18 protein-coding genes are annotated in these 19,836 nt (G+C 64.1%); 9 read left to right on the forward strand and 9 right to left on the reverse strand.

Going from position 1 to position 19,836, the window contains the following annotated elements; all coding sequences use genetic code 11:
• Positions 1 to 142 precede the first annotated feature (142 nt).
• The gene (locus CCUG20998_RS13795; protein WP_020729083.1) at positions 143 to 2,017 is read left to right on the forward strand and encodes a fatty acyl-AMP ligase; all 1,875 of its coding nucleotides are present in this window, start codon (positions 143 to 145) and stop codon (positions 2,015 to 2,017) included.
• A 3-nt stretch (positions 2,018 to 2,020) separates the two neighbouring features.
• On the opposite strand, the gene CCUG20998_RS13800 is transcribed toward CCUG20998_RS13795, so the two are convergent.
• The 4 genes from CCUG20998_RS13800 to CCUG20998_RS13820 form a co-directional block, all read right to left on the reverse strand.
• On the reverse strand, positions 2,021 to 3,883 hold the full coding sequence (locus CCUG20998_RS13800; RefSeq protein ID WP_020729084.1) for a GNAT family N-acetyltransferase: 1,863 nt from the start codon (positions 3,881 to 3,883) through the stop codon (positions 2,021 to 2,023).
• A gap of 80 nt (positions 3,884 to 3,963) precedes the next feature.
• Positions 3,964 to 4,569 (reverse strand): hypothetical protein, encoded by a 606-nt coding sequence (locus CCUG20998_RS13810; RefSeq protein WP_020729085.1) that lies wholly within the window; start codon positions 4,567 to 4,569, stop codon positions 3,964 to 3,966.
• Positions 4,570 to 4,659: 90 nt separating this feature from the next.
• Positions 4,660 to 5,184, reverse strand: a complete 525-nt coding sequence (locus CCUG20998_RS13815; RefSeq protein WP_231389680.1) for a hypothetical protein — start codon at positions 5,182 to 5,184, stop codon at positions 4,660 to 4,662.
• 67 nt (positions 5,185 to 5,251) lie between these two features.
• Positions 5,252 to 5,731 carry an MPT63 family protein gene (locus CCUG20998_RS13820; RefSeq protein WP_020729087.1) on the reverse strand — a complete coding sequence of 160 codons (480 nt, stop codon included), beginning with the start codon at positions 5,729 to 5,731 and terminating at the stop codon, positions 5,252 to 5,254.
• Positions 5,732 to 5,962: 231 nt separating this feature from the next.
• Here CCUG20998_RS13820 and CCUG20998_RS13825 point away from each other — a divergent pair, with 231 nt between their 5' ends.
• The gene (locus CCUG20998_RS13825; RefSeq protein ID WP_020729088.1) at positions 5,963 to 8,290 is read left to right on the forward strand and encodes an arylsulfatase; all 2,328 of its coding nucleotides are present in this window, start codon (positions 5,963 to 5,965) and stop codon (positions 8,288 to 8,290) included.
• A gap of 183 nt (positions 8,291 to 8,473) precedes the next feature.
• On the forward strand, positions 8,474 to 9,145 hold the full coding sequence (locus tag CCUG20998_RS13830) for a GAP family protein (protein ID WP_231389709.1): 672 nt from the start codon (positions 8,474 to 8,476) through the stop codon (positions 9,143 to 9,145).
• Between the two features lie 36 nt (positions 9,146 to 9,181).
• Here the strand turns inward: CCUG20998_RS13830 and CCUG20998_RS13835 are convergent, their stop codons facing one another.
• Positions 9,182 to 10,033, reverse strand: a complete 852-nt coding sequence (locus CCUG20998_RS13835; RefSeq protein WP_231389710.1) for a bile acid:sodium symporter family protein — start codon at positions 10,031 to 10,033, stop codon at positions 9,182 to 9,184.
• A gap of 75 nt (positions 10,034 to 10,108) precedes the next feature.
• Positions 10,109 to 11,107 carry an antibiotic biosynthesis monooxygenase gene (locus tag CCUG20998_RS13840; RefSeq protein ID WP_020729090.1) on the reverse strand — a complete coding sequence of 333 codons (999 nt, stop codon included), beginning with the start codon at positions 11,105 to 11,107 and terminating at the stop codon, positions 10,109 to 10,111.
• Between the two features lie 389 nt (positions 11,108 to 11,496).
• Here CCUG20998_RS13840 and CCUG20998_RS13845 point away from each other — a divergent pair, with 389 nt between their 5' ends.
• Positions 11,497 to 12,846, forward strand: a complete 1,350-nt coding sequence (locus tag CCUG20998_RS13845) for an 8-oxoguanine deaminase (RefSeq protein ID WP_020729091.1) — start codon at positions 11,497 to 11,499, stop codon at positions 12,844 to 12,846.
• Positions 12,847 to 13,268: 422 nt separating this feature from the next.
• On the opposite strand, the gene CCUG20998_RS13850 is transcribed toward CCUG20998_RS13845, so the two are convergent.
• On the reverse strand, positions 13,269 to 14,000 hold the full coding sequence (locus CCUG20998_RS13850) for a peroxiredoxin (RefSeq protein WP_020725361.1): 732 nt from the start codon (positions 13,998 to 14,000) through the stop codon (positions 13,269 to 13,271).
• 176 nt (positions 14,001 to 14,176) lie between these two features.
• On the opposite strand from CCUG20998_RS13850, the gene CCUG20998_RS13855 reads away from it, so the two are divergent.
• The 3 genes from CCUG20998_RS13855 to CCUG20998_RS13865 all read left to right on the forward strand — a co-directional run bounded on the left by CCUG20998_RS13855 (position 14,177) and on the right by CCUG20998_RS13865 (position 17,000).
• Positions 14,177 to 15,646 (forward strand): alpha-L-fucosidase, encoded by a 1,470-nt coding sequence (locus tag CCUG20998_RS13855; RefSeq protein ID WP_020729094.1) that lies wholly within the window; start codon positions 14,177 to 14,179, stop codon positions 15,644 to 15,646.
• 115 nt (positions 15,647 to 15,761) lie between these two features.
• Entirely contained in the window at positions 15,762 to 16,130 is a 369-nt protein-coding gene (locus CCUG20998_RS13860) for a SpoIIAA family protein (RefSeq protein ID WP_015355594.1), read from the forward strand.
• Between the two features lie 96 nt (positions 16,131 to 16,226).
• Positions 16,227 to 17,000, forward strand: coding sequence for a YqjF family protein (locus CCUG20998_RS13865; RefSeq protein ID WP_012394550.1), 774 nt, complete (start codon positions 16,227 to 16,229; stop codon positions 16,998 to 17,000).
• A 57-nt stretch (positions 17,001 to 17,057) separates the two neighbouring features.
• Here the strand turns inward: CCUG20998_RS13865 and CCUG20998_RS13870 are convergent, their stop codons facing one another.
• Positions 17,058 to 17,825 (reverse strand): SDR family oxidoreductase, encoded by a 768-nt coding sequence (locus CCUG20998_RS13870; RefSeq protein WP_020729095.1) that lies wholly within the window; start codon positions 17,823 to 17,825, stop codon positions 17,058 to 17,060.
• Positions 17,826 to 17,881: 56 nt separating this feature from the next.
• Between CCUG20998_RS13870 and CCUG20998_RS13875 the strand changes: the two genes are divergently transcribed.
• Both CCUG20998_RS13875 and CCUG20998_RS13880 read left to right on the forward strand, forming a co-directional pair.
• Positions 17,882 to 18,358, forward strand: coding sequence for a nuclear transport factor 2 family protein (locus CCUG20998_RS13875; RefSeq protein ID WP_036449942.1), 477 nt, complete (start codon positions 17,882 to 17,884; stop codon positions 18,356 to 18,358).
• Positions 18,359 to 18,389: 31 nt separating this feature from the next.
• The gene (locus tag CCUG20998_RS13880; protein ID WP_020729096.1) at positions 18,390 to 19,244 is read left to right on the forward strand and encodes an alpha/beta fold hydrolase; all 855 of its coding nucleotides are present in this window, start codon (positions 18,390 to 18,392) and stop codon (positions 19,242 to 19,244) included.
• 30 nt (positions 19,245 to 19,274) lie between these two features.
• Here CCUG20998_RS13880 and CCUG20998_RS13885 read toward each other — a convergent pair whose 3' ends face one another.
• Positions 19,275 to 19,835 carry a dihydrofolate reductase family protein gene (locus CCUG20998_RS13885; protein ID WP_050674542.1) on the reverse strand — a complete coding sequence of 187 codons (561 nt, stop codon included), beginning with the start codon at positions 19,833 to 19,835 and terminating at the stop codon, positions 19,275 to 19,277.
• Position 19,836 lies beyond the last annotated feature (1 nt).

Below are 19,836 nucleotides of genomic sequence, written 5' to 3' on the forward strand. Positions count from 1 at the left end.
CTCGAGCCGATCGACGGGCCCGCTAGGCACGGACTTTAGTGGACCGATAGGCCAGCCAAGGGGTGATCGGTGCGTCGCCGGGGTGGCCGAGGCCACAAGGTGCTTGCGGTGCCAGACCTGCGCGGTTGCTTAGACTGCGGTTATGAATGACGGTTCCCGGCAGGACTCCGCGGCTCCAAAAGGCCTGCTAGAGATCGAGGACTGCCTGGATGCCGGCGGCAACATCGAGCTGCCGCCGGGCACCACGCTGATCTCTCTCATTGAACGCAACATTGCCAATGTCGGCGACTCGGTGGCGTATCGCTACCTGGACCACAATCGGACGGCGCAGGGGCACGCCCTGGAGGTCACCTGGTCAGAATTCGGCGTCCGGTTGCAGGCCATCGGTGCCCATGTGCAGAAGTTCGCCGGCGACGGTGATCGGGTTGCGATTCTCGCGCCGCAGGGCATTGACTACGTCGCCGGGTTCTATGCGGCGATCAAGGCGGGCACGATCGCGGTACCGCTGTTCGCACCCGAACTCCCCGGCCACGCTGAACGTCTCGATACCGCGCTGCGCGACTCGGAACCTACGGTCGTGCTCACCACCGGCGCGGCAAAGCCTGCCATCGAGGAGTTTCTGGCGAACCTTTCCCACCTACGCAGGCCGCACATCATCACCATCGATGATGTGCCGGATTCGGCGGGGGAGTCTTTCGTTCCGGTCGAGCTCGACATCGATGCCGTTTCGCACCTGCAGTACACGTCCGGATCGACACGTCCACCGGTCGGTGTGGAGATCACCCACCGTGCCGTGGGCACCAACCTGGTGCAGATGATCCTGTCCATCGACCTGTTGAACCGCAACACGCATGGCGTCAGCTGGTTGCCGCTGTACCACGACATGGGTTTGTCCATGATTGGCTTTCCCGCGGTGTACGGCGGGCACTCCACACTCATGTCGCCGACTGCGTTTGTCCGCAGACCGCAACGATGGATCCATGCCTTGTCGGCTGGATCGCGCACCGGACGCGTGGTCACCGCAGCGCCAAACTTCGCCTACGAATGGGCGGCCCAGCGTGGTCTACTCACACCCGGCGACGACGTCGATCTGAGCAATGTCGTACTGATCATCGGTTCGGAGCCGGTCAGCATCGATGCCGTCACGACGTTCAACAAGGCGTTCGCGCCCTACGGGCTACCGCGCACAGCGTTCAAACCCTCCTACGGGATCGCAGAGGCGACGCTGCTGGTGGCAACCATCGACCATGCCGCTGAGCCCACGGTCGTCTACCTCGACCGCGAACAGCTGGGCGCCGGTCACGCCGTACGCGTGGCCGCCGACGCACCCAACGCGGTGCTTCAGGTGTCCTGCGGCCGCGTCGCCCGCAGCTTGTGGGCCGTGATCGTCGATCCCGATACCGGCACCGAATTGCGTGACGGCGAAGTCGGCGAAATCTGGCTGCAAGGCAACAACGTCGGTCGCGGTTACTGGGGACGGCCCGAAGACACCGAGCGGGTGTTTGGCGCCAAGCTGCATTCGCAGCTCGACGAAGCTAGCCACGCCGCCGGCGCCGCGGTCGACGGCGCCTGGCTAAGAACCGGTGACCTGGGCGTCTACCTCGACGGCGAACTGTATGTCACCGGCCGAATCGCCGATCTGATCGTCATCGATGGACACAACCACTATCCCCAGGACATCGAGGCCACCGTTGCCGAGGCCTCACCCATGGTCCGGCGGGGATATGTGACAGCGTTCGCGGCACCCGCCAACGAATTGCCTACGGCCCAAGACTCGGATAGCCACAACACCAGCCCACAGCTGGTCGTCATCGCCGAACGGGCGGCCGGAACCAGCCGCGACGATCCACAGCCCGCGATCCAAGCCATCCGCGCCGCGGTGGCAAACCGCCATGGATTGGCGGTGGCCGAAGTGCGTTTCCTTCCCGCCGGCGCCATTCCGCGCACGACCAGCGGCAAGTTGGCTCGGCGGGCATGCCGCGGCCAATACCTCGGCGGGGTATTGGGAGTGCACTAGCACTCACCACGAGCCAAGCGAGCCGCTGCGCCGCTGATCGGCGAGGATTTCGCTGATGACATGGCGGGCACTGCCGGCCAGCTGAGGGTTGGTGGTCTGGTAGTAGGGAAGGGCAACGAGGGCGATCGACAAAGCCCGACCGCAACCGCGTGCCCAGGTTTCGGCGTCTACCCGCAGCATGGTGCGGAACTGCTCGCGCGCCGGCGCGGACAGCAGATTCCACGCGGGGATGAGGTCGACACTGGGGTCGCCCACGCCCATCAAGCCGAAATCGATCACCCCCGCCAACCGGCCGTCGACGGTCAGGATGTTGAACGGGGACAGGTCGCCGTGGAACCACGTCGGCGGCCCCGCGTACCCGGGGATGCGCAGCGCTCGTTCCCACGCGACGGTAACGGCCTGGACGTCGAGGCGTCCGTCCAGCATCGCCAACGCGCCGCGGACCTGGTCATCCTGCTCGGCCAAGGGCTTTCCCCGCACCGCGTCCGGCCCGCCTGCGGGGTCGATGCGGCGCAGGGCGCCGATGAAGTCGGCCAGGTCCCGAGCAAGTCCGATAGGATCGACAAGCTGGCCGACCTTCGGATTCTCACCGGTGACCCAACGGCAGATCGACCACGGCCAAGCGAACCCCTGCGCCGCGGCACCCAGCCCCACTGGGGCCGGGCTGGCGACGGGCAGCTGCGGGGCGATTCGACCGAGCCAGCGCTGCTCGGTTCGCAGGCTCGCCACCGCCCAGTGGATCCGCGGAAGCCGAACCGCCATGTCGGTTCCGAGCCGGTACATGGCGTTGTCTGTGCCGGCCGAGTCGATCGGTGTCAGTGGCAGGTCCGCCCAGTGCGGGAATTGGGTGGACACCAGCCGCCGGACCAGCGATGCGTCGATGTCCACCTCGTCGGCGTGCATCTTGGCGGCGGGAGCTCTCAGCCGCTTCTCGAACCTGATACTGCCGTCGGGTAGATCCCCGGCCGCGCTCCAGCCCAGTTTGCGGTAGAAGCCGGCGGCACGACTCAAGCCGTCGGTAGTCAGCCAGATCTCCGTGTGCCGTTCAAACAGTGTTGCTTCCACGCGCCGCATCAACGCGCTTCCCACACCGCGACCCTGAAACTGCGGTCGAACAAAGCAGGCGAACACGCTGCCGGCGGTCGCATCGGCCATCGTGAAACCCGCGGTGACCCCGTCGACATCTGCGACCCACAGGCACGGCGAGGCGCGCATGGCCTCTCGCACCGATTCTTTGGTGATGCCGAGTTCGGCGAGTTGCTCGAGCGACAGATGGTTCTCGGTGACACTGGTGCGGATCTCGAACACCGCGTCGATATCGGCCTCGCCGGCGATCCTGACCCAAACCCCCCTGCTGAGGGTGCGCTCGTAGCGATCGAAGACGTTTCCGTCCGGCTCGCGGATCCGGCTGGTGCGGCCAAAGCCAGCCCGCAGCGCGACCCGCGCCGAAGCCGAGTTCTCCGGCTCCACCTTGACCACCGCAACGGTGGCATCCAGCTCTGCCGCATAGCGGCACACCAGGTCGACCGCGCGGGTGGCCAGGCCGCGCCCGCGCCAGGCCGGGTAGAGGCCGTAGGCGACGTTGACCTCGCCGAAGGCCAGTCCCTCACCGGCAAATCGCAGGTCGACCGTCCCCGCCGGAACCTGCTGCGGCCCCACTCGGATCGCGAAGGCCCGCAGTGATCCGCCGGTAGCCCATTGGTCACGGCAGTGTTCGAAGTACGCCGCCGCGCTGTGCTGGGTCACCACCCCGCCGCTGAGCCAGCGCGCTGTCAGCTCGTCTTGGCCGGCGACGTGCGCACTCACCTCATCGGGACGAAACGGCGAGAGCGTGACCGTGCCATCCGATAGCGGTGGGTCGACCATTCAGCGATTGTTGCCACCGACGTGTGCCGGGGCAACCGAATATTCCGGGAGCCGCAACGCATCTCGCACCAGCAGCGATATCACGGCCGAATGTCCGTGTACTGCAGGGTGTAGCCGTCGCTGGAAAACGTGAAGCCTTGTGCGCTCGTTTCACTTGCACAGGAGACACCGACGGATTCCTGAAAGTTGCACCGGAAACCGGCCGCATCGAGGACTTCGTTGAAGGGCAGAACCTTCGCCGGCTCAACGGCCGCAAAGGATTGTGCCTTGCTCAGCACGGCGAAGTGCGCCTCACCGGTCTCCTCGACCACGATCGCATTCGGCGCGTCGGTAGTCCCATCGGAGTTGGTCACCGTGTCTGGCGCACCGTGGATCCCGATCGCCGAACCACTGGCAGACTGACAACCGGCCTGGACATGGGGCAGGATCGCGCAACGCCAGCGACCGCTGGGCGATTCGAAGTAGTAGCCCGCGCGAGCGCTGCCGGTGTCCAAGAAGTAGTCGGCCGCGTTCGCCAGCTGCAGATTATTACTGGGAGTCGGCAGTGTGGACGTAGAAATCGTGGTGCCGGTTGGCGCCGGAGAGCTCTCTGCGGTGGTAACGCCCGGCCCATCGCCACACCCCGCCGTGCTCGCCAACAACAGAATTGCTGCCCATCTCCCGACGCCGGTACCGCTGATTCGCATACGGCCATGGTGGCATTACCGCACCCAAGGCGGCCCCGGCTGGTCGAGCCGACGGTGCTGAACTTCGCACCGGCATGCGGTCGTGCGCTTTCACAGGCTCGTCGCCTGCCCCATGATCAGCGGCGGTGGCGCCCCGGCGTGCGGATCGGCGCTGGCCTTGTAGAACGCCGGCAATGCGCCGGCCGCGGCGACGTATTCGGCATCAAGTGTCACCCGATACCACTGGATACCCATCGAGGCAGAGATCTGCGGGTCGGCGCTTCCGACGTTGACGATCTCGGTGACCCGCACGCACCTCACACGTTGGTCCATGCGTAATGAGAACTGCGCCAGCCCGTCTCGGTCGTGATCCGGCGATGTTGCGCCATAGATCGCACGCATCGGCCGGCCCAGGTACCCCCAAGCCGCGCCGTAGTCGCGGTCGTTGACCGCGTTGAAGTAGTCCACGATCACCCGCTCGCCTCCATCAACGGGCCTGGTGACAGGCCTGCCGCCGGCGCATCCGACCTCTGCCGATGGCCGCCCGCACAGCGGGTAGCCGGCTCCGAAAAGTGCCGTCACCGCGACCAATGCCGCACCGGCCGCGAGCCTGCCTCGCTTCCGTGAAGGACCCACGGCAACCACGATAAGGCCGTGGTGCGAGCGGGCAGGCCCGCACCGTGCCGGTCAATCAGCAACCGTTCTAGGGACCCCAAATCATGAGATCTTCCATTCCATTGTTCATCGCAACAATGGTCGGAGCCGGACCGGTGACATCGAAGTAGATCTTCCCGGTCGATGATGCACCCTGTGGGATGGTGGCCCCGCTAATGGTGTTCGGGCCCGACGCTTGCCACAGGACTCGGTAGTTGACCCCGTCCGCGGTGCGAGCGTTGAACTGAGAAATCGCCGGAGTGACCGGGCCGCTGATTGCATTAACGGTGGCAGTGGCTTCCCAGACCTGGCCGGCTACCGGGTAGCCGGGGATCACGTCCGAGCTGGATTTGAGATCGCTGACTGTCCAGCCGAGCACAACTTGACCAACGGAGTCGGTCATCTTCAACTCACTGCCGAATTTGCCGGTGATCGGATATGCGGCGAATACGATTGGTGCAGTGATGGTCGCGATGGTCGCAATTGCCACGACGGCCACCGCCGTCTTTATCATCGTGGTGAGCTTCATTGGTCCTCCTCCACTATTTTTTTGGAGCGATCACGCCGTTCAAACCTCCCGGCATGACTAACTCTAGGTCTTAAATGGCGTATTGCTACCCGCAATTTGGCAGCAAACACCACTGCCCACCTGGCCCAAGTACCTTGCCGGTACGGCGGACAGACGCCGAAGAATCTGTAATGTGGCCGTCGAGAAGACCTCTGGCAGACAACAATCCGGGCACAGGAATCAGGAGCACGAATGGTCGACTTGCCGCGCAACGAGCAACCGTTCGGCGGAGTTATCAACCCGGTGGTGGCCGACTCCACCCCGGTCACCCCGTCGATCGACTATCCACCCGACGGGGCTCCCAACGTCGTTGTGGTGTTGCTCGACGACGTTGGGTTCGGCGCCCCTTCGACCTTCGGCGGACCAGTGCCTACCCCAACCCTGGACCGCATCGCCCAAGCCGGCTTGCGCTACAACCAATTCCACACCACCGCACTTTGCTCGCCCACCCGCGCCGCGTTGCTGACCGGCCGCAATCACCACAGCGCGCATATGGGGACGATCTGCGAGATCGCCTACGGGTTCCCCGGCTACGACAGTGTGCTGCCGCAGAGCACCGCCACCATCGCACAGGTCCTGCGCATGAACGGCTACAACACCGCACTGTTCGGCAAAGCGCATTTCACTCCCACCTGGGAGATTGGCCCGGCGGGCCCCTTCGACCGGTGGCCCACCGGGCTGGGATTCGAACGCTTCTACGGTTTCCTGGGCGGCGACACGTCACAGTACGAGCCCGCGTTATTTGACCAAACCACGCCGGTTGAACCATACGTCGGGCGCGACGACTACCACCTCACCGAGGATCTTGCCGACAAGGCGATCGAGTGGATTCAGCGGCAACAGACATCCGCGCCGGACAAGCCGTTCCTGCTCTACTTGGCACCCGGCGCAACGCACAGTCCCCACCACGTCTGGCCAGAATGGTCGGACCGGTTCGCCGGACAGTTCGACGAGGGCTGGGACGCGCTGCGCGAGCAGACGTATGCCCGCCAGCTCGAGAGGGGAATCATTCCCCCCGGGACCCAACTAACACCACGACCCGAACAAATTCCGGCCTGGGCGGACTACGACGATCGGTACAAGCCGGTGGCGCGTCGCCTGATGGAGGTTTATGCCGGTTTTCTGGCCCATACCGATGCCCAGATAGGCCGTATCGTCGATGCGATCGACGACCTGGGGCAGTGGGAAAACACCTTGTTCATCTACATCTGCGGCGACAACGGCGCCTCGGCCGAAGGAACGGTGCACGGCGCCTGGAGCTCTCCTTCGTTTCAAAACGGGTTGCCCGAGGACCCCGAATGGCTGCTGGCCCACTTGGCCGATTTCGGCACGGTGCGCTGCGAGAACCACTACAACGTCGGCTGGGCCTGGGCGCTGGACTCACCGTTTCAGTGGATGAAACAGGTGGCATCCCATTTCGGCGGAACTCGCAACGGGATGGCCGTCTCCTGGCCCCGCGGGATTACCTGCGCGGGGGAGCAGCGCAGCCAGTTTCACCACGTCATCGACGTCGTTCCGACGATCTTGGAGGCCGCCGGAATCGAGATGCCCGAGCGCGTCAACGGTATCGAGCAGAAGCCGATCGAAGGTGTGAGCATGCGCTACTCCTTCGACGAGGCCGATGCCCACAGCCGACGCCGGACCCAGTATTTCGAGATCTTCGGCAATCGCGCCATCTATCACGAAGGTTGGATCGCGTCCTGTTTCCACGGCCGGCTGCCGTGGGTCCGCACCCAGCGAACCAACCCCTTCGGCGACTCCGAGCGCTGGGAGCTCTACCACCTCGCCGACGACTTCAGCCAGGGGGTAGATCTCGCCGAGCAATACCCGGACAAGCTCGCCGAGCTGCGGGCCGTGTTCGACACCGAAGCCCGCAAGTACGACGTCTACCCGCTCAGCGACGCGACGCTGGCCCGCGCGCTGCCCGCTAACCGGCCGAACCTGCTCGCCGGCCGCACCTCGGCTACTTATTACCCCAGCCATGTGCGGATCCCCGAGACCTCGACGCTGCCCTACACCAGCACTTCATTCGAACTGCGGGCGCAGCTGCAGATCCCACGCGGCGGCGCCCAGGGGGTGGTCATCTGCATCGGTGGGTCAATGGGCGGGTGGAGCCTGTATCTGCAAGACGGCATCCCCACGTTCGCCTACAACTACTTGGGCCACGAACTCACCACGGTCGCCGCCACCGATCCGCTTCCCGAGGGCCAGATAACCCTGGCGCTTTCGTTCGACTACGACGGCGGGGGACTGGGGAAGGGCGCGTTGGTCACCTTGGTCGTCGACGGCACCACGGTGGCCAGCGGGCGCGTTGAGCAGACGGTTCCGTTCCGATTTTCAATGAGCGGAGAAACCCTCGATGTTGGACTCGACACCGGCTCACCCGTCGCGCCCTACGAGCACAGTTTCCCGTTCACCGGCCGTATCCACCGGATAGATGCCAGTGTGAGCCCGCGTCCGGCCGACCTTGCCGCCGCCCTTTCCGACATCGAGATGCGCGCGGCACTGGGCTCCCAATAGATCGCGCTGGTCGGTGACCTACACCGCACCCGTCGGTGATCACGGCAACCCACCCACCGCGTTGCCGTGCTGCCTGAAGCGCTCGCATCGTTAGTGGCTCAAGTTTCACAACCGAACCTGGACACCGGCGCCAGGTTTGGCCCCATCGGCGCGCCGGCTGGTTATTCTCACCCGGTGTCCGCCATGTGGAGCAGCCTGCTGCCGTTGATTCTTGGCAGTCTGCTGGAACCGATCGAACTTGCCATAACCATCATGCTGCTGGGCACGCCCGCGCGTACTCGAACCGCCGGCGCTTGGATCGCCGGCCATGGCTGCACACGTCTGCTGCAGGGCCTGGTCTTCGGCACCATCCTGCACTGGGGAGCTCGCCGCTCTGCACCCAACCACGCGCACCACTGGATTGTGTCGACCGTCCTTCTGATCGTGGCGCTGATATTTCTGGTCACCGCGGCCCGAGAGTTCTTCGGCGATAACGACCCGGAGGCGCCACCGCCCAAGTGGATGGCGATGCTGATGTCGGCGACACCCACCAGGGCGTTCCTCATCGGCGCGGGCCTGGTGACCGTATCGGTGAAATCGTGGGTCTTCACGCTGGCGGCGATCAGCGTGATCGGCAACGCGGGCCTGCCACGAGTCGGCAACATGGCTTCCTACGTGCTTTTCGTGTTGCTTGCCCTGAGTACAAATCTGCTCGTGGTAGCCATGGCCGCACTGTTCCCTGATCAGTCGCGCGCCCTGCTGGACCGGATCCAGCGCTGGCTGCAGGACAACGACAGACCGATCATGATCGTGGTGGGATTGGGGTTTGGGATCTGGTTCGGATTCAAGGCCCTGCACGGCCTCGGGGTGATCTAGGTCCCGCAGCCCAGCGATGCGCCAACGGACGGCCAGTCACGATGGTGAGGTGACCGCGCGTCGGCGCGTCCACAACGTATAGAGCATCCCCAACGCCGCGGTGAGCAAACCGTAGAGCGCCACGGCGGCGTGCTCGTCAGCGTTGGGAAAATTGGCCGACGCGATCGCCAACGCGGTCGCGGGATGGCGGCAGCTGCTGGCGAACGCCAACACCGTCGACGATTCCCGGTCGGGGCCGCCCAAGAGATGACCAATGGCGAAGGTGCCAGCAATGAATGCCAACATGGCCACCAAGGTCGATTCACCGATGAGCTTCCACATCTCGGGCGCAGCTGAGATCAGCAGCGCAATCATTGCGATCGGCAGCACCCACTTCTGCGCGCGCTGGATGGGCAGCGCGATGCGGGTTGCCGCATCCGGCCAGCGCGCTCTGATCGCCATCCCGGCGCCTAGCGGGGCCAGCACAGATATGGCCATCAGCTCTCCGATGGCCCCGGGTCTGGAGACGAGTTGGCGCCCGAAGATGTCATCGAGCAACATCGCGGCCATGGTTAGCACGGGAACGACGAGGACGGCGAGGATGATGACCAGGCCCAGGGCGTACTGAACGTGCCCGCCCGCTTTTTCTCCGCGACGCGGCAACAACGGGGGCAGCGGTGACAACGACAGTGTGACAAGCGCAATCGCGATTTGTGGACGCAGCTCCAGCAAGCGAACGAGCAGTATTGCTAGCACGGGTGCAACGATCAGCACGGCCAACACCGAACGGGCCAGCAGACCCGGGCGTCTCAGCACATAGAGCACGTCGGAAAAGTGTGCTGTCAGCCCGTAGCCGAGGATCACCACGAACAGGCTCAACTGAAAGGCGATCTTCGCCGCTTCGACCATCGTCACCGCGCCAGCTTGCCACGACCGGGAGATCGGTGAGACCTGAATGCGTTGCCGGCTAAAGCAATAGCGAGCCTATGGGTGCCAAAGCCGGACCGTAACCAGGTAGAACACCACGGCCCAGGCCCCGTTGACCAGCACTACCAACAGCATTCCGCCGACGTTGGTACGCGGCTGACGAGCGCTGGCCTTCGGCCTGAGCCACCACCCGATGATCGGCATGCTGTAGTAGGGCATGGTGATGTAGCTCATCACAAAGCTGGACAACAGGTTGCCCACCAACATCCCCAACCACAGTGGCATGCGCAGCGGACTGAGCAGCATCGTCAACAACACCACGGTGGGGTAGAGCCCTAACCACACCGCCACCGAAGTCTTGAAATCCGAAGGTGGCGGGGCTGTCTCGTCACCGAGGACGAACCAGCTGCCGAATGACTGATCGATCTTGCGCATCTTGTAGTCCCGGAAGTGCGGGTGGTGCATGAGTTGCTTGCGCGCCTCCGAAGTCAGCCAGGCGTCCAGATGCTCGGCGGTGTCGAATCGATAGCAGATTGTCCACTCGTCTTGGATGCCAGCGACCGGGCGGAACATCTCGGCACCGCGAAAGCCCGCGAACTTGCTTTCGGCTGCCACGATCTCCTTCTGCCAAGCCAGGAACTCATCCACCCGTTCTTCGGGAACCCGGTGCGACACTACGACGGTCATCAGCGCGTCATCAGCCTCGGTACTTCGTGCGATCACCTGACAACTGGCCGGTCCGGCAAAAATCCCCGCCGCCTCACTGACCATGAGCTGGCGGCTGGAACTGTCCAACCAACTTTTTGCGTTTGGAGCCGAGTCGAAGCGATAGACGGCAATCCACTCGGACTGCGCCCCGCCGGGTGGCCGCAGCTCGGAGCCGAGGTAGCCCGGATAGTGCGAGAGCCCCTTGTGAAGCTTCTGCTGCCAAGCCACGTAGTCGTCTTCGCGACCGGAATGTATTGCCTGACCGATGATCACGGTCACCGCGTTGTCGCGTGGCTCGACCGCACGGTAGGACCCGGACCGGTCGCCGCCGGGCGCCTTCCGCCCCATCAACAGCTGCCTTCGTTCGCGCTACGGCCCCGGACATCGCCTGGGGTTGAGTCGGAATATCGCAACTCGTGGTTGCGCCCGCCTGCCCGGCCGGCGCCAACCGATACACCGCCCAGCCGAATCGCCGTGGCCATGGACTGCTCAGGTGTCATCGTTTGTTCCCGTCAACAACTGTTCCCACCAACAACAATCGGTTCAGGCCGGTGAACTTCGGCTCAACCCTAACGCGATGGCGCCACGCCGACCGGAAAACAATCCGAATTTGGAATCCAAATTGGTACTGCCGAACCAATTGTGCACCGCTGGAGCATGTTCGAGCTGGTCGTGTCAACTTTACGTAGACCCCTCCCATGTCAACCATTCTGCTCACGCTGATGTTAGAGTGTCGCGTGCCCAAACTCGTGATCGACCGCGTATCCATAGCAACCGTTGACCCCAAGGCCGCCGAGTTCTCCGAAGGCCACATCATCGTCGAGGACGATCTGATCGTCGCGGTTGGTGATGGACCCGCGCCCGAGGTCCCCGGCGCAACTGTCATCGATGGCCGCGGTTGCCTGGCAACTCCCGGATTGGTCAACACCCACGAGCACCTCTATCAGTGGATCACCCGTGGTTACACCCAGAAGGGGACCTTGTTTCAGTGGCTGACCGAGATGTATCCGGTGTGGGGACGCCTGGACGCTGAGCTGGAGTTCGCTGCCGCCAGCGCGGGGCTGGCCAGGCTCGCCCTGACCGGTTGCACCACGACCATGGATCATCACTATGTCTTCCCGCATGCCGGGGGAGACATGCTGGGCGCGGAGATCGCCGCAGCAAAGCGCATCGGCGTCCGCTTTCATCCGACCCGCGGCTCGATGGACCTCGGCGTCGCATCGGGGGGACTCCCGCCGGAGCACACCGTCGAAGACATCGACACGATCCTGACCACCTGCCAAGACGCCGTACGCGAGCACCACGACCCCACGAAGGGCTCGATGGTGCAGATCTCCCTTGCTCCCTGCTCACCGTTTTCGGTCACCGGTGAATTGATGAAGCAGTCCGCGCTGCTGGCCCGCGACCTTGGGGTGCGGCTGCACACTCATCTTTCGGAGACCGTCGAAGAAGACGAGTTTTGTCTCGCCCAATTCGGTTCCCGGCCAGTTGATTACGTGGAATCGCTGGGCTGGCTGGGAAGTGACGTCTGGATGGCGCACTGCGTGCACCTGTCCGAGGGCGACATCGCCAAGCTCGCCGCTACCAGAACCGGGGTAGCCCACTGCCCGACCTCCAATGGCCGCTTTGGCGCGGGGATCGCCCCGATCCCCGAACTGCTGGCCGCCGATGTCGCGGTCGGATTGGGCGTGGACGGCGCCGGCGCCGAACACCGTGGGCTGGCGAACGAAATGCGCCAGGCCGCGCTGGCGGCCAGATTCCGGCTGGGCCCGCAGGCGCTCGACGCGCGCGAGGCCTTGTGGATGGCGACCGTTGGTGGCGCCCGGTGCCTGGGCCGCGACCAGGACCTCGGGTCCCTCGAGGTCGGCAAGCTGGCCGACATCGCACTCTGGCAGCTGGACGGGCTCGGCCATTCCGATGTCGAAGACCCGGTATGGGCGCTGATCTATGGTCCGCCTGCGCCGTTGCGGCTACTCCTGGTGGGCGGAAACACCGTCGTCGAAGACGGCGAGTTGCGCACCGCCGACACCGAGACCTTGGCAACAGACGCCAAGAACGCCGCGGTGACTCTGCGGGAACGCGGCTAGGTCTGGCCGACGCCGGCCGCTGAGCCCCGCGGCGCATCTGCCGGTAGCCCTCTGCTCCCTTTTGACGCAAATCCATTGGGAGCTATGGGATCCGGGGGGATCCCGCTAGCCGCAGCCCGCGCCCGTCGCCGAATGAGGAACGGCCGCCAAGGCCGAGTTAGGGCCGATTGGCGCTCAGTCGGCGCCGGACGGCGCAGGACCCAGCTCGGCACCGGGTTGACACCCCAAGTCATAGGGGTCATCGTCGGGTACTTCCCGGCATGTTGGCCGACTCGGCGCGGGGGGCGTGTTCGTTGCGTTCGCGGGGGCCGCAGCGCTCCCGTCCCGGCGCGGGCCGGCTGGCTCTCGGCATTTCGCCGACTCGTCCATGGTCGTCTCACCCATCTGGCCCGCGGCTTTTTCGGAACCGATGCCGGTGCCCGTCACGGTTGGGCACCGGCTGTGATCGCCGACTCGACGGTCTCAGCACTGAGTTCCTTGGTGCAGAAGAACCAGTCTTCGCATTCAACGCCGTCGACCTGACCCTCCATGCGCTCTTTCGCCGTGCCGCACGAGCCCGCGGGGGGCACGATCACCGGGTCACCCGGGCGCCAGTCCGCCGGTGTCGCGACGTCGTAGTGATCGGCAGTCTGCAGGGCCTTGATCACACGAAGGAGCTCGTCGAAATTGCGGCCGAGGCTGAGCGGGTAGTAGATGATGGCCCGGATCGTGCCGGTGGGATCGATGACAAACACCGCTCGTACGGCCTTGGTCGAGTCCTCACCAGGCATGATCATCCCGTACTTGCCGGCGATCTCCATCGAGACGTCCTCAATGAGCGGGAAGTTGACCTGCACATCGTGCATGTCGCGAAAACTGATCTTGTCCTTGATCGTTCGCAGCCATGCGATGTGGCTATAAAGCCCGTCCACGGACAGTCCGACCAACTCGGTGTTGTAGGCCGCGAACTGCTGCTGCATCGACGCGAACGTGATGAACTCGCTTGTGCATACGGGGGTGAAGTCGGCCGGATGAGAGAAGAAGATGACCCACTTGCCCGCATAGTCGGCCGGAAAATTGATGGGCCCCTGTGTGGTGACAGCGGTGAACTCCGGAGCCGGATCGCCGATTCGTGGCATGACTGCGGCTGGGGCCGGGGTGTCGGGGATGGTCATCGTGATGATCCTTTCGCGTATCTCAGCCCGTTCAACAAATACCCATAGGGGTATATTCCGGCCGTCCGAGTTTCCACCCATCGGGGTTGTTGATGGCCGGCGCCGCAGCGCGGGGTTACCGCCGACAACCACGATGGGACCAGGCACGATGCCGATAGTGCTAGTAGGGTGCGGGAGTGCCCGAATACCAGCCGACCAAAGACTCGGTCGCCACCCATCGTGTGCCCGACTGGTTTGAGAACGCGAAGTTTGGCATCTTCATCCACTGGGGTCTTTATTCGGTGCCGGGGTGGGCCCCACTCGAGGCCGACACCCAAGAGTTGATGGCCACCAGGGGGCCGGCGTACTGGCTCAAGCACAACCCCTATGCCGAGTGGTATCAGAACACCATCGGAATCCCCGGCAGCCCGTCGCAGCAGTACCACCTCAAGACCTACGGCTCCAACTTCACCTACGACGACTTCAAGCCGATGTTCAACAAGGCGGTCAAGCAGTTCGATCCCGACTCCTGGGCCGATTTCTTTGTCCGGGCCAACGCCCGCTACGTGGTGCTCACCACCAAGCACCACGACGGATTCACCATGTGGCCCAGCCGGCATCCCAACCCGCACAAGGACTCCTGGCATGCCGGCCGCGATCTGGTCGGAGACCTGACCAGCGCGGTCCGCGACCGGGGCATGAAGATGGGCCTTTATTACTCGGGTGGCTACGACTGGACGTTCAACCCGACCGTCATCACCGACCTACCGGGGATGGCATCCTCGCTCGTACAGACCGACGAGTATGCGCAGTACGCCGACAATCACATCCGCGAGCTCATCAACCGGTACCAGCCGTCTGTGCTGTGGAACGACATCGGCTACCCGCCCAAGTCGAACCTGGCCGAGTTGTTCGCGCATTACTACAACCAGGTGCCCGACGGTGTCATCAACGACCGGTGGGCGCAGTTGCAGCTCCCCAGGGTCCCCGGAATGGAGCCACTGGTCATGGGCGGGCTCGGTCTGGCCAACGCATTGTGGCGGTTCCTGCCCGACCGGGTTCGGGTCTTGGACTTCCCGACCAGCTTCCACTACGACTTCCGCACCCCGGAGTACGCCCAGTACGACGAGATCAAACCGTACAAGTGGGAATCGACCCGCGGTGTGGGCAACTCGTTCGGAAACAACCGCCAAGAGGGTCCCGACCAGATGTTGACCCTCACCGACCTCGCCCGCGGCTTCGCCGACCTGGTGAGCAAGAACGGAAACCTGCTCCTGGGTATCGGGCCCTACCCGGACGGCACCATCCCCGAGTTGCAGGCCAAGCTGCTCGCCGATTTCGGCGCGTGGCTCGACGTGACCGGCGACGCCTACTTCAACACCCGCCCGTGGGCAACCGCGCAAGCCACCGCTACAGATGGAACCCCGCTGCGCTTTACCCAAAAAGAGGACGCCGTCTATGTGACGTTCCTGCAGGCCCCCGGCGAACGCCGGGTCGGGTTGCGTGGACTCACCGGCACTTCGGATACCAAGGTCGAGCTACTCGGCGGTGGCACCCTCGAACATGAATGTGCCGACGACCGGATCAACGTGACGTTCCCCGACCGATTGGACGTCTGGCCTGCCTACGCCCTCAAGATCACTCCGAAGCCCCATCTGCAAGCTTGATCCCGGCTTCGCCCAATCCGGTGACTTTGGCCTCTAACCAGCCAGCACCGGGGTAGCCGATCATGGCGGCATGACAGTTCGCGGCCGACTGTCGCCTAGGAGCCTAGGAGCCCTCATGATCGATTTCTCTTTGGACACCGAACATTCCATTCTCCACGTACGGCCCGAAACGGCGCTGGACAAGGAAGATTTCGTCAAGCTCGCTGAAGTGGTGGATCCTCACATCGAAGCGACCGGCGATCTTGCCGGGCTGATTCTCAACGCCCCGTCCTTCCCCGGCTGGGACAGTTTCGGAGCGATGGTCAATCACTTCCGCTTCATTCGGGACCATCAGAAGCACGTGAAGAAAATCGCCGTCGTTACCGACTCCCACCTCGGGGATGTCGCCGAGCATCTGACATCACATTTCGTGTCGGCTGAGGTGCGCCACTTTCCCGCCGGCCAAGTCGAACAAGCACAACAATGGATCCTGGGTGGATCCTAGACGGATTGATGCTCGTAATACCCTGCGCTGCAACGTTGATCGCTGCGTTGCGGGTTCGGGGTCGCTGGATGGGACCGACCCTGCCACGATGGTGAAATGACTGTCGTACCGGGCCCCCCAGAATCGGATTCCAGCCACTGCGACCCCCTTGCCGGATACCCGGTGACGCCACCGCCATTGCCGCGCCCCGTCACCTTCGACCAGCGCTGGAGTGACCTGACCTTCGTCCACTGGCCCGTGCTGCCGGACAGCGTCGCGCACATGTACCCGCCCGGCACTCGTCCCGACATCTTCGCCGACGGTCTGACATATCTGGGCTTTGTTCCGTTCGCGATGACCAGCACCAAGATCGGCACCGCGCTCCCGCTCCCATATTTCGGCAGGTTTCTGGAGACCAACATCCGGCTCTACTCGATCGATGACTCCGGGCGCCACGGCGTGTTGTTCCGTTCCTTGGAAACAGCCCGGCTGGCCGTTGTGCCCGTCACCCGGATTGGGATGGGCATTCCTTACACCTGGGCGAAAATGCAGATGACATGGTCGGGCCAGCGCCTGAGCTATGCAAGCGTGCGGCGCTGGCCCCACCGCGGCCTGCGCAGCCTGCTGACGATCCGCGTGGGCGACGCGGTTGAACCGACTCCGCTGGAGACTTGGCTCACCGCGCGCTGGGGAGCGCACACCCGCCATGGGGGACGGACGTGGTGGATGCCCAACGAGCACGGATCGTGGCCGTTGCACTCGGCCGAGATCCTCGAACTCGACGATGAGCTCACCGCGGCCAGCGGGGTGCGGCCGGCCGGCAAACACCTGCGTGCCCTGTTCTCTCCCGGAGTACGAACCTTTTTCGGGCGCCCGTGCGTGGTTCGTTGAATGCGTGGTTCATTGCAAAGCGAGCCGAGCGGCATCCGGCGGCATCCGGATTCGGGGTCAGGGGCAGGTGTACCCGCCGTCGATCACGATGTCCGAGCCGGTCATATAGCTGGAAGCCGCACTGGCTAGGTAGAGGTAGAGGCCGGTGAGTTCTTCGGGCCGGCCCATTCGTCCCAGCGGAATCTTTGGCTCCCATAGGGCGTGGTAGTCCGCCAATGGCTCAACGAGCTCGGTGCGGATGTAGCCCGGGCTGACGCTGTTCACCCGGATCTGGTGCGGAGCCAACTCCACGGCCATGGCTTTGGTCAGATGAACAACCGCCGCCTTGGACGTGCAGTAGTGGCTGACCTGCTGAGGAATGTTGATGATGTGTCCGGACATCGACGCGGTCGTGATGATCGTTCCGCCAATGCCCTGATCGACCATCGCCCGGGCCGCCGCTTGTGCGGTGAGAAAGACACCAGTCACGTTCGTATCCTGAATGCGTTGGAACTCTTCGAGTGGCATGTCCAGCATCGCCTGGACCGAGACGATGCCGGCGTTGCAGACGGCGATGTCGATCCCACCCAGCTCGCCGGTCATCTGGTCGAGCATGCCCCTGACCTGGTCAGGCTGGGTGACATCACAGCGGATAGGCAGCGCCTTGCCGCCGACCCCAGCTATCTCGTCGGCAACCACCTGCAGCGCATCGGAATGCCTTGCCGCAAAGGCGACTTGGGCCCCGGCCTCGGCATAGGCCAGCGCCACCTTCTTTCCGATGCCGGTGGACGCCCCGGTGATCAGGGCGCGCTTGCCGCTCAAGTCGAACAGATCCAACACGCTCATTCGCCAGTCCCTTCAGACGGTGACCTCCAACCGAAACACGTTCTAGTGTGTCCGGTATGGGCAGGTTCACCAAGGCCGAGATAGAACAAGCCGTCAGGCACTACACCACCGTCGTCGAGGGGTGCTCAGCCTCCGGTGACTGGCGACCGTTCGCAGATTTGTTCACCGAGGATGTCGTCTACACCGAACACCACTATGGGGTCTTCCATGGCCGCGAGGCGGTGCGCGAGTGGATCGTTGCGGTCATGGCGCCTTTCCCGCATATGCGCTTTCCCTCGGATTGGACCGCCTACGACGAAGACAACGATGCTGTTGTCCTGATGATCAAGAACAGCCTTGACCACCCGACCGATCCAAACGGTGAGCCGTTCTGGTTCCCGAACTGGACTCGACTCGTCTACGCCGGCGACGGCCTGTTCTGCAGCGAGGAAGACATCTATAACCCCGACCGGGATGCGCCACGGGTGATAGCTGCCTGGCTGCTGGCCGGCGGCCAGCTCGCCTCCGACCAGATCCTGCAGCCCGGGCCCTAGGTTGCCACAACCCGGCTGGGCCGACGCGCACATGCAACACGTCCAGTGGACCCGATCCGGAGTACGCCTGATTCGCCGGATCGATCGCGCCGGTGACCTCAATTGGCTATTTCTGCCCGGTGGCCCGGGAATCGGCTCCGAGAGCCTGCACGAACTGGTCGACACGGTCGATGTCCCCGGCACCTGCTGGCTCGTCGATCTTCCCGGCGATGGCTCCAACGTCAATGCGCCGGGTGCCTCCGAGGATCCCTATCGTCTGTGGCCGCGGGTTGTCGCGGAAGCGGCCCGACAAGTCCCGCATCCCGTGTTTGTCGGGCATTCCACCGGGGGCGAGTACCTACTGTCGACGCCCGCGCTGGATGCAGTGCTCGAGGGGCTGGTATTGATCAGCACCGCTCCTGATGCCTCGTGGATGCCGGCCTTCGAGGAGATGACCCGCAACAATTGGCTGCCGGGCGTCGAGCAGGCGATGGCCCGCTACCAATCCGATCAAACACCGGAGAATCTTCGCGCCGTTACCGTCGAGTCGGCGCCCTGGAACTTCGTTGAACATAGCGTCGCCAGGGGCGCGCGGATACTGGCCCGGCTGCCTTACAACACGGGTGCGACGCAATGGTCGGACGCGAACTTCGATAGCAGCTACCGATTGGCCTGGTGGCCGACCAGACTACCGACACTCATCGTCAGCGGCGCGGCCGATCGCATCGTTACGCAGTCGCTGTGGCAAACCGAACGCTTCCAGGCAGACAACGTGATCCGGCGCGTCATCGCCGAGGCGGGGCACTTCCCCTGGATCGAACAGCCAGTCGCGGTGCGCGATGCGTTCACCGAGGTCGCACAGCGGATCATCGGCACGCGAGCTACGGGGTCGGACCGTCGGGACTGACCTGCCCGGGAACTTCATGGCAGTAGGGGGTCACTCTGGTGAGGTGACGGTGTAGACAAGACGGGCGAACTGCCCATGAGCAGCGGCGGAAACCAGGCGGAGCCGATCGGCCCCGATGCATCGCGGGAGTAACGGCGCTCCGCCGGTCAAGGCAGCAGGCGCAACGGACAACCTGATCTCATCCAGGGCGCCGGCATCGAGAAACTGGCCGGCAAGGTCTCCGCCACCGACCACCCAGATGTCTCCGGCGCCCGCGGCCTCTTCTATCGTCGGCAGCACATCGAGGACTGAGCCGGACACGAACCGCACATCTGCCCAGGCGGGGACGGGCAGCTCACGTGTAGTGAAGACGAATGTTGGTTTGTCGCCATAGAACTGCTGCCACGTCTCGGGGTGGTCGAGAATGCTCTCCGTCTCAATGACCCACTGGTAGGTTATCGAGCCCTCCACCATGACTGTCGCTTCGGTCGGAACCAGTCCGCTTTCGGGCATTCCGCTTTGGTCGACCGCGAACAGCCAAGCCAGCGAATAGTTTTCGTCGGCGATCCAGCCGTTGAGAGTCGTCGCGGTGTCGAACACAATCTGTCCCATA

The sequence above is a fragment of the Mycobacterium marinum genome (genome assembly GCF_003391395.1).
Lineage (GTDB): Bacteria > Actinomycetota > Actinomycetes > Mycobacteriales > Mycobacteriaceae > Mycobacterium > Mycobacterium marinum.

Bases quoted from the DNA above. Each gene is read 5' to 3' on its own strand.
- CCUG20998_RS13795 (WP_020729083.1), top strand. From the start codon at position 143: ATGAATGACGGTTCCCGGCAGGACTCCGCGGCTCCAAAAGGCCTGCTA.
- CCUG20998_RS13880 (WP_020729096.1), top strand. From the start codon at position 18,390: ATGCAACACGTCCAGTGGACCCGATCCGGAGTACGCCTGATTCGCCGG.
- CCUG20998_RS13800 (WP_020729084.1), bottom strand. From the start codon at position 3,883: ATGGTCGACCCACCGCTATCGGATGGCACGGTCACGCTCTCGCCGTTT.
- CCUG20998_RS13825 (WP_020729088.1), top strand. From the start codon at position 5,963: ATGGTCGACTTGCCGCGCAACGAGCAACCGTTCGGCGGAGTTATCAAC.
- CCUG20998_RS13830 (WP_231389709.1), top strand. From the start codon at position 8,474: ATGTGGAGCAGCCTGCTGCCGTTGATTCTTGGCAGTCTGCTGGAACCG.
- CCUG20998_RS13820 (WP_020729087.1), bottom strand. From the start codon at position 5,731: ATGAAGCTCACCACGATGATAAAGACGGCGGTGGCCGTCGTGGCAATT.
- CCUG20998_RS13870 (WP_020729095.1), bottom strand. From the start codon at position 17,825: ATGAGCGTGTTGGATCTGTTCGACTTGAGCGGCAAGCGCGCCCTGATC.
- CCUG20998_RS13840 (WP_020729090.1), bottom strand. From the start codon at position 11,107: ATGGGGCGGAAGGCGCCCGGCGGCGACCGGTCCGGGTCCTACCGTGCG.
- CCUG20998_RS13885 (WP_050674542.1), bottom strand. From the start codon at position 19,835: ATGGGACAGATTGTGTTCGACACCGCGACGACTCTCAACGGCTGGATC.
- CCUG20998_RS13860 (WP_015355594.1), top strand. From the start codon at position 15,762: ATGATCGATTTCTCTTTGGACACCGAACATTCCATTCTCCACGTACGG.
- CCUG20998_RS13865 (WP_012394550.1), top strand. From the start codon at position 16,227: ATGACTGTCGTACCGGGCCCCCCAGAATCGGATTCCAGCCACTGCGAC.
- CCUG20998_RS13835 (WP_231389710.1), bottom strand. From the start codon at position 10,033: ATGGTCGAAGCGGCGAAGATCGCCTTTCAGTTGAGCCTGTTCGTGGTG.
- CCUG20998_RS13850 (WP_020725361.1), bottom strand. From the start codon at position 14,000: ATGACCATCCCCGACACCCCGGCCCCAGCCGCAGTCATGCCACGAATC.
- CCUG20998_RS13875 (WP_036449942.1), top strand. From the start codon at position 17,882: ATGGGCAGGTTCACCAAGGCCGAGATAGAACAAGCCGTCAGGCACTAC.
- CCUG20998_RS13810 (WP_020729085.1), bottom strand. From the start codon at position 4,569: ATGCGAATCAGCGGTACCGGCGTCGGGAGATGGGCAGCAATTCTGTTG.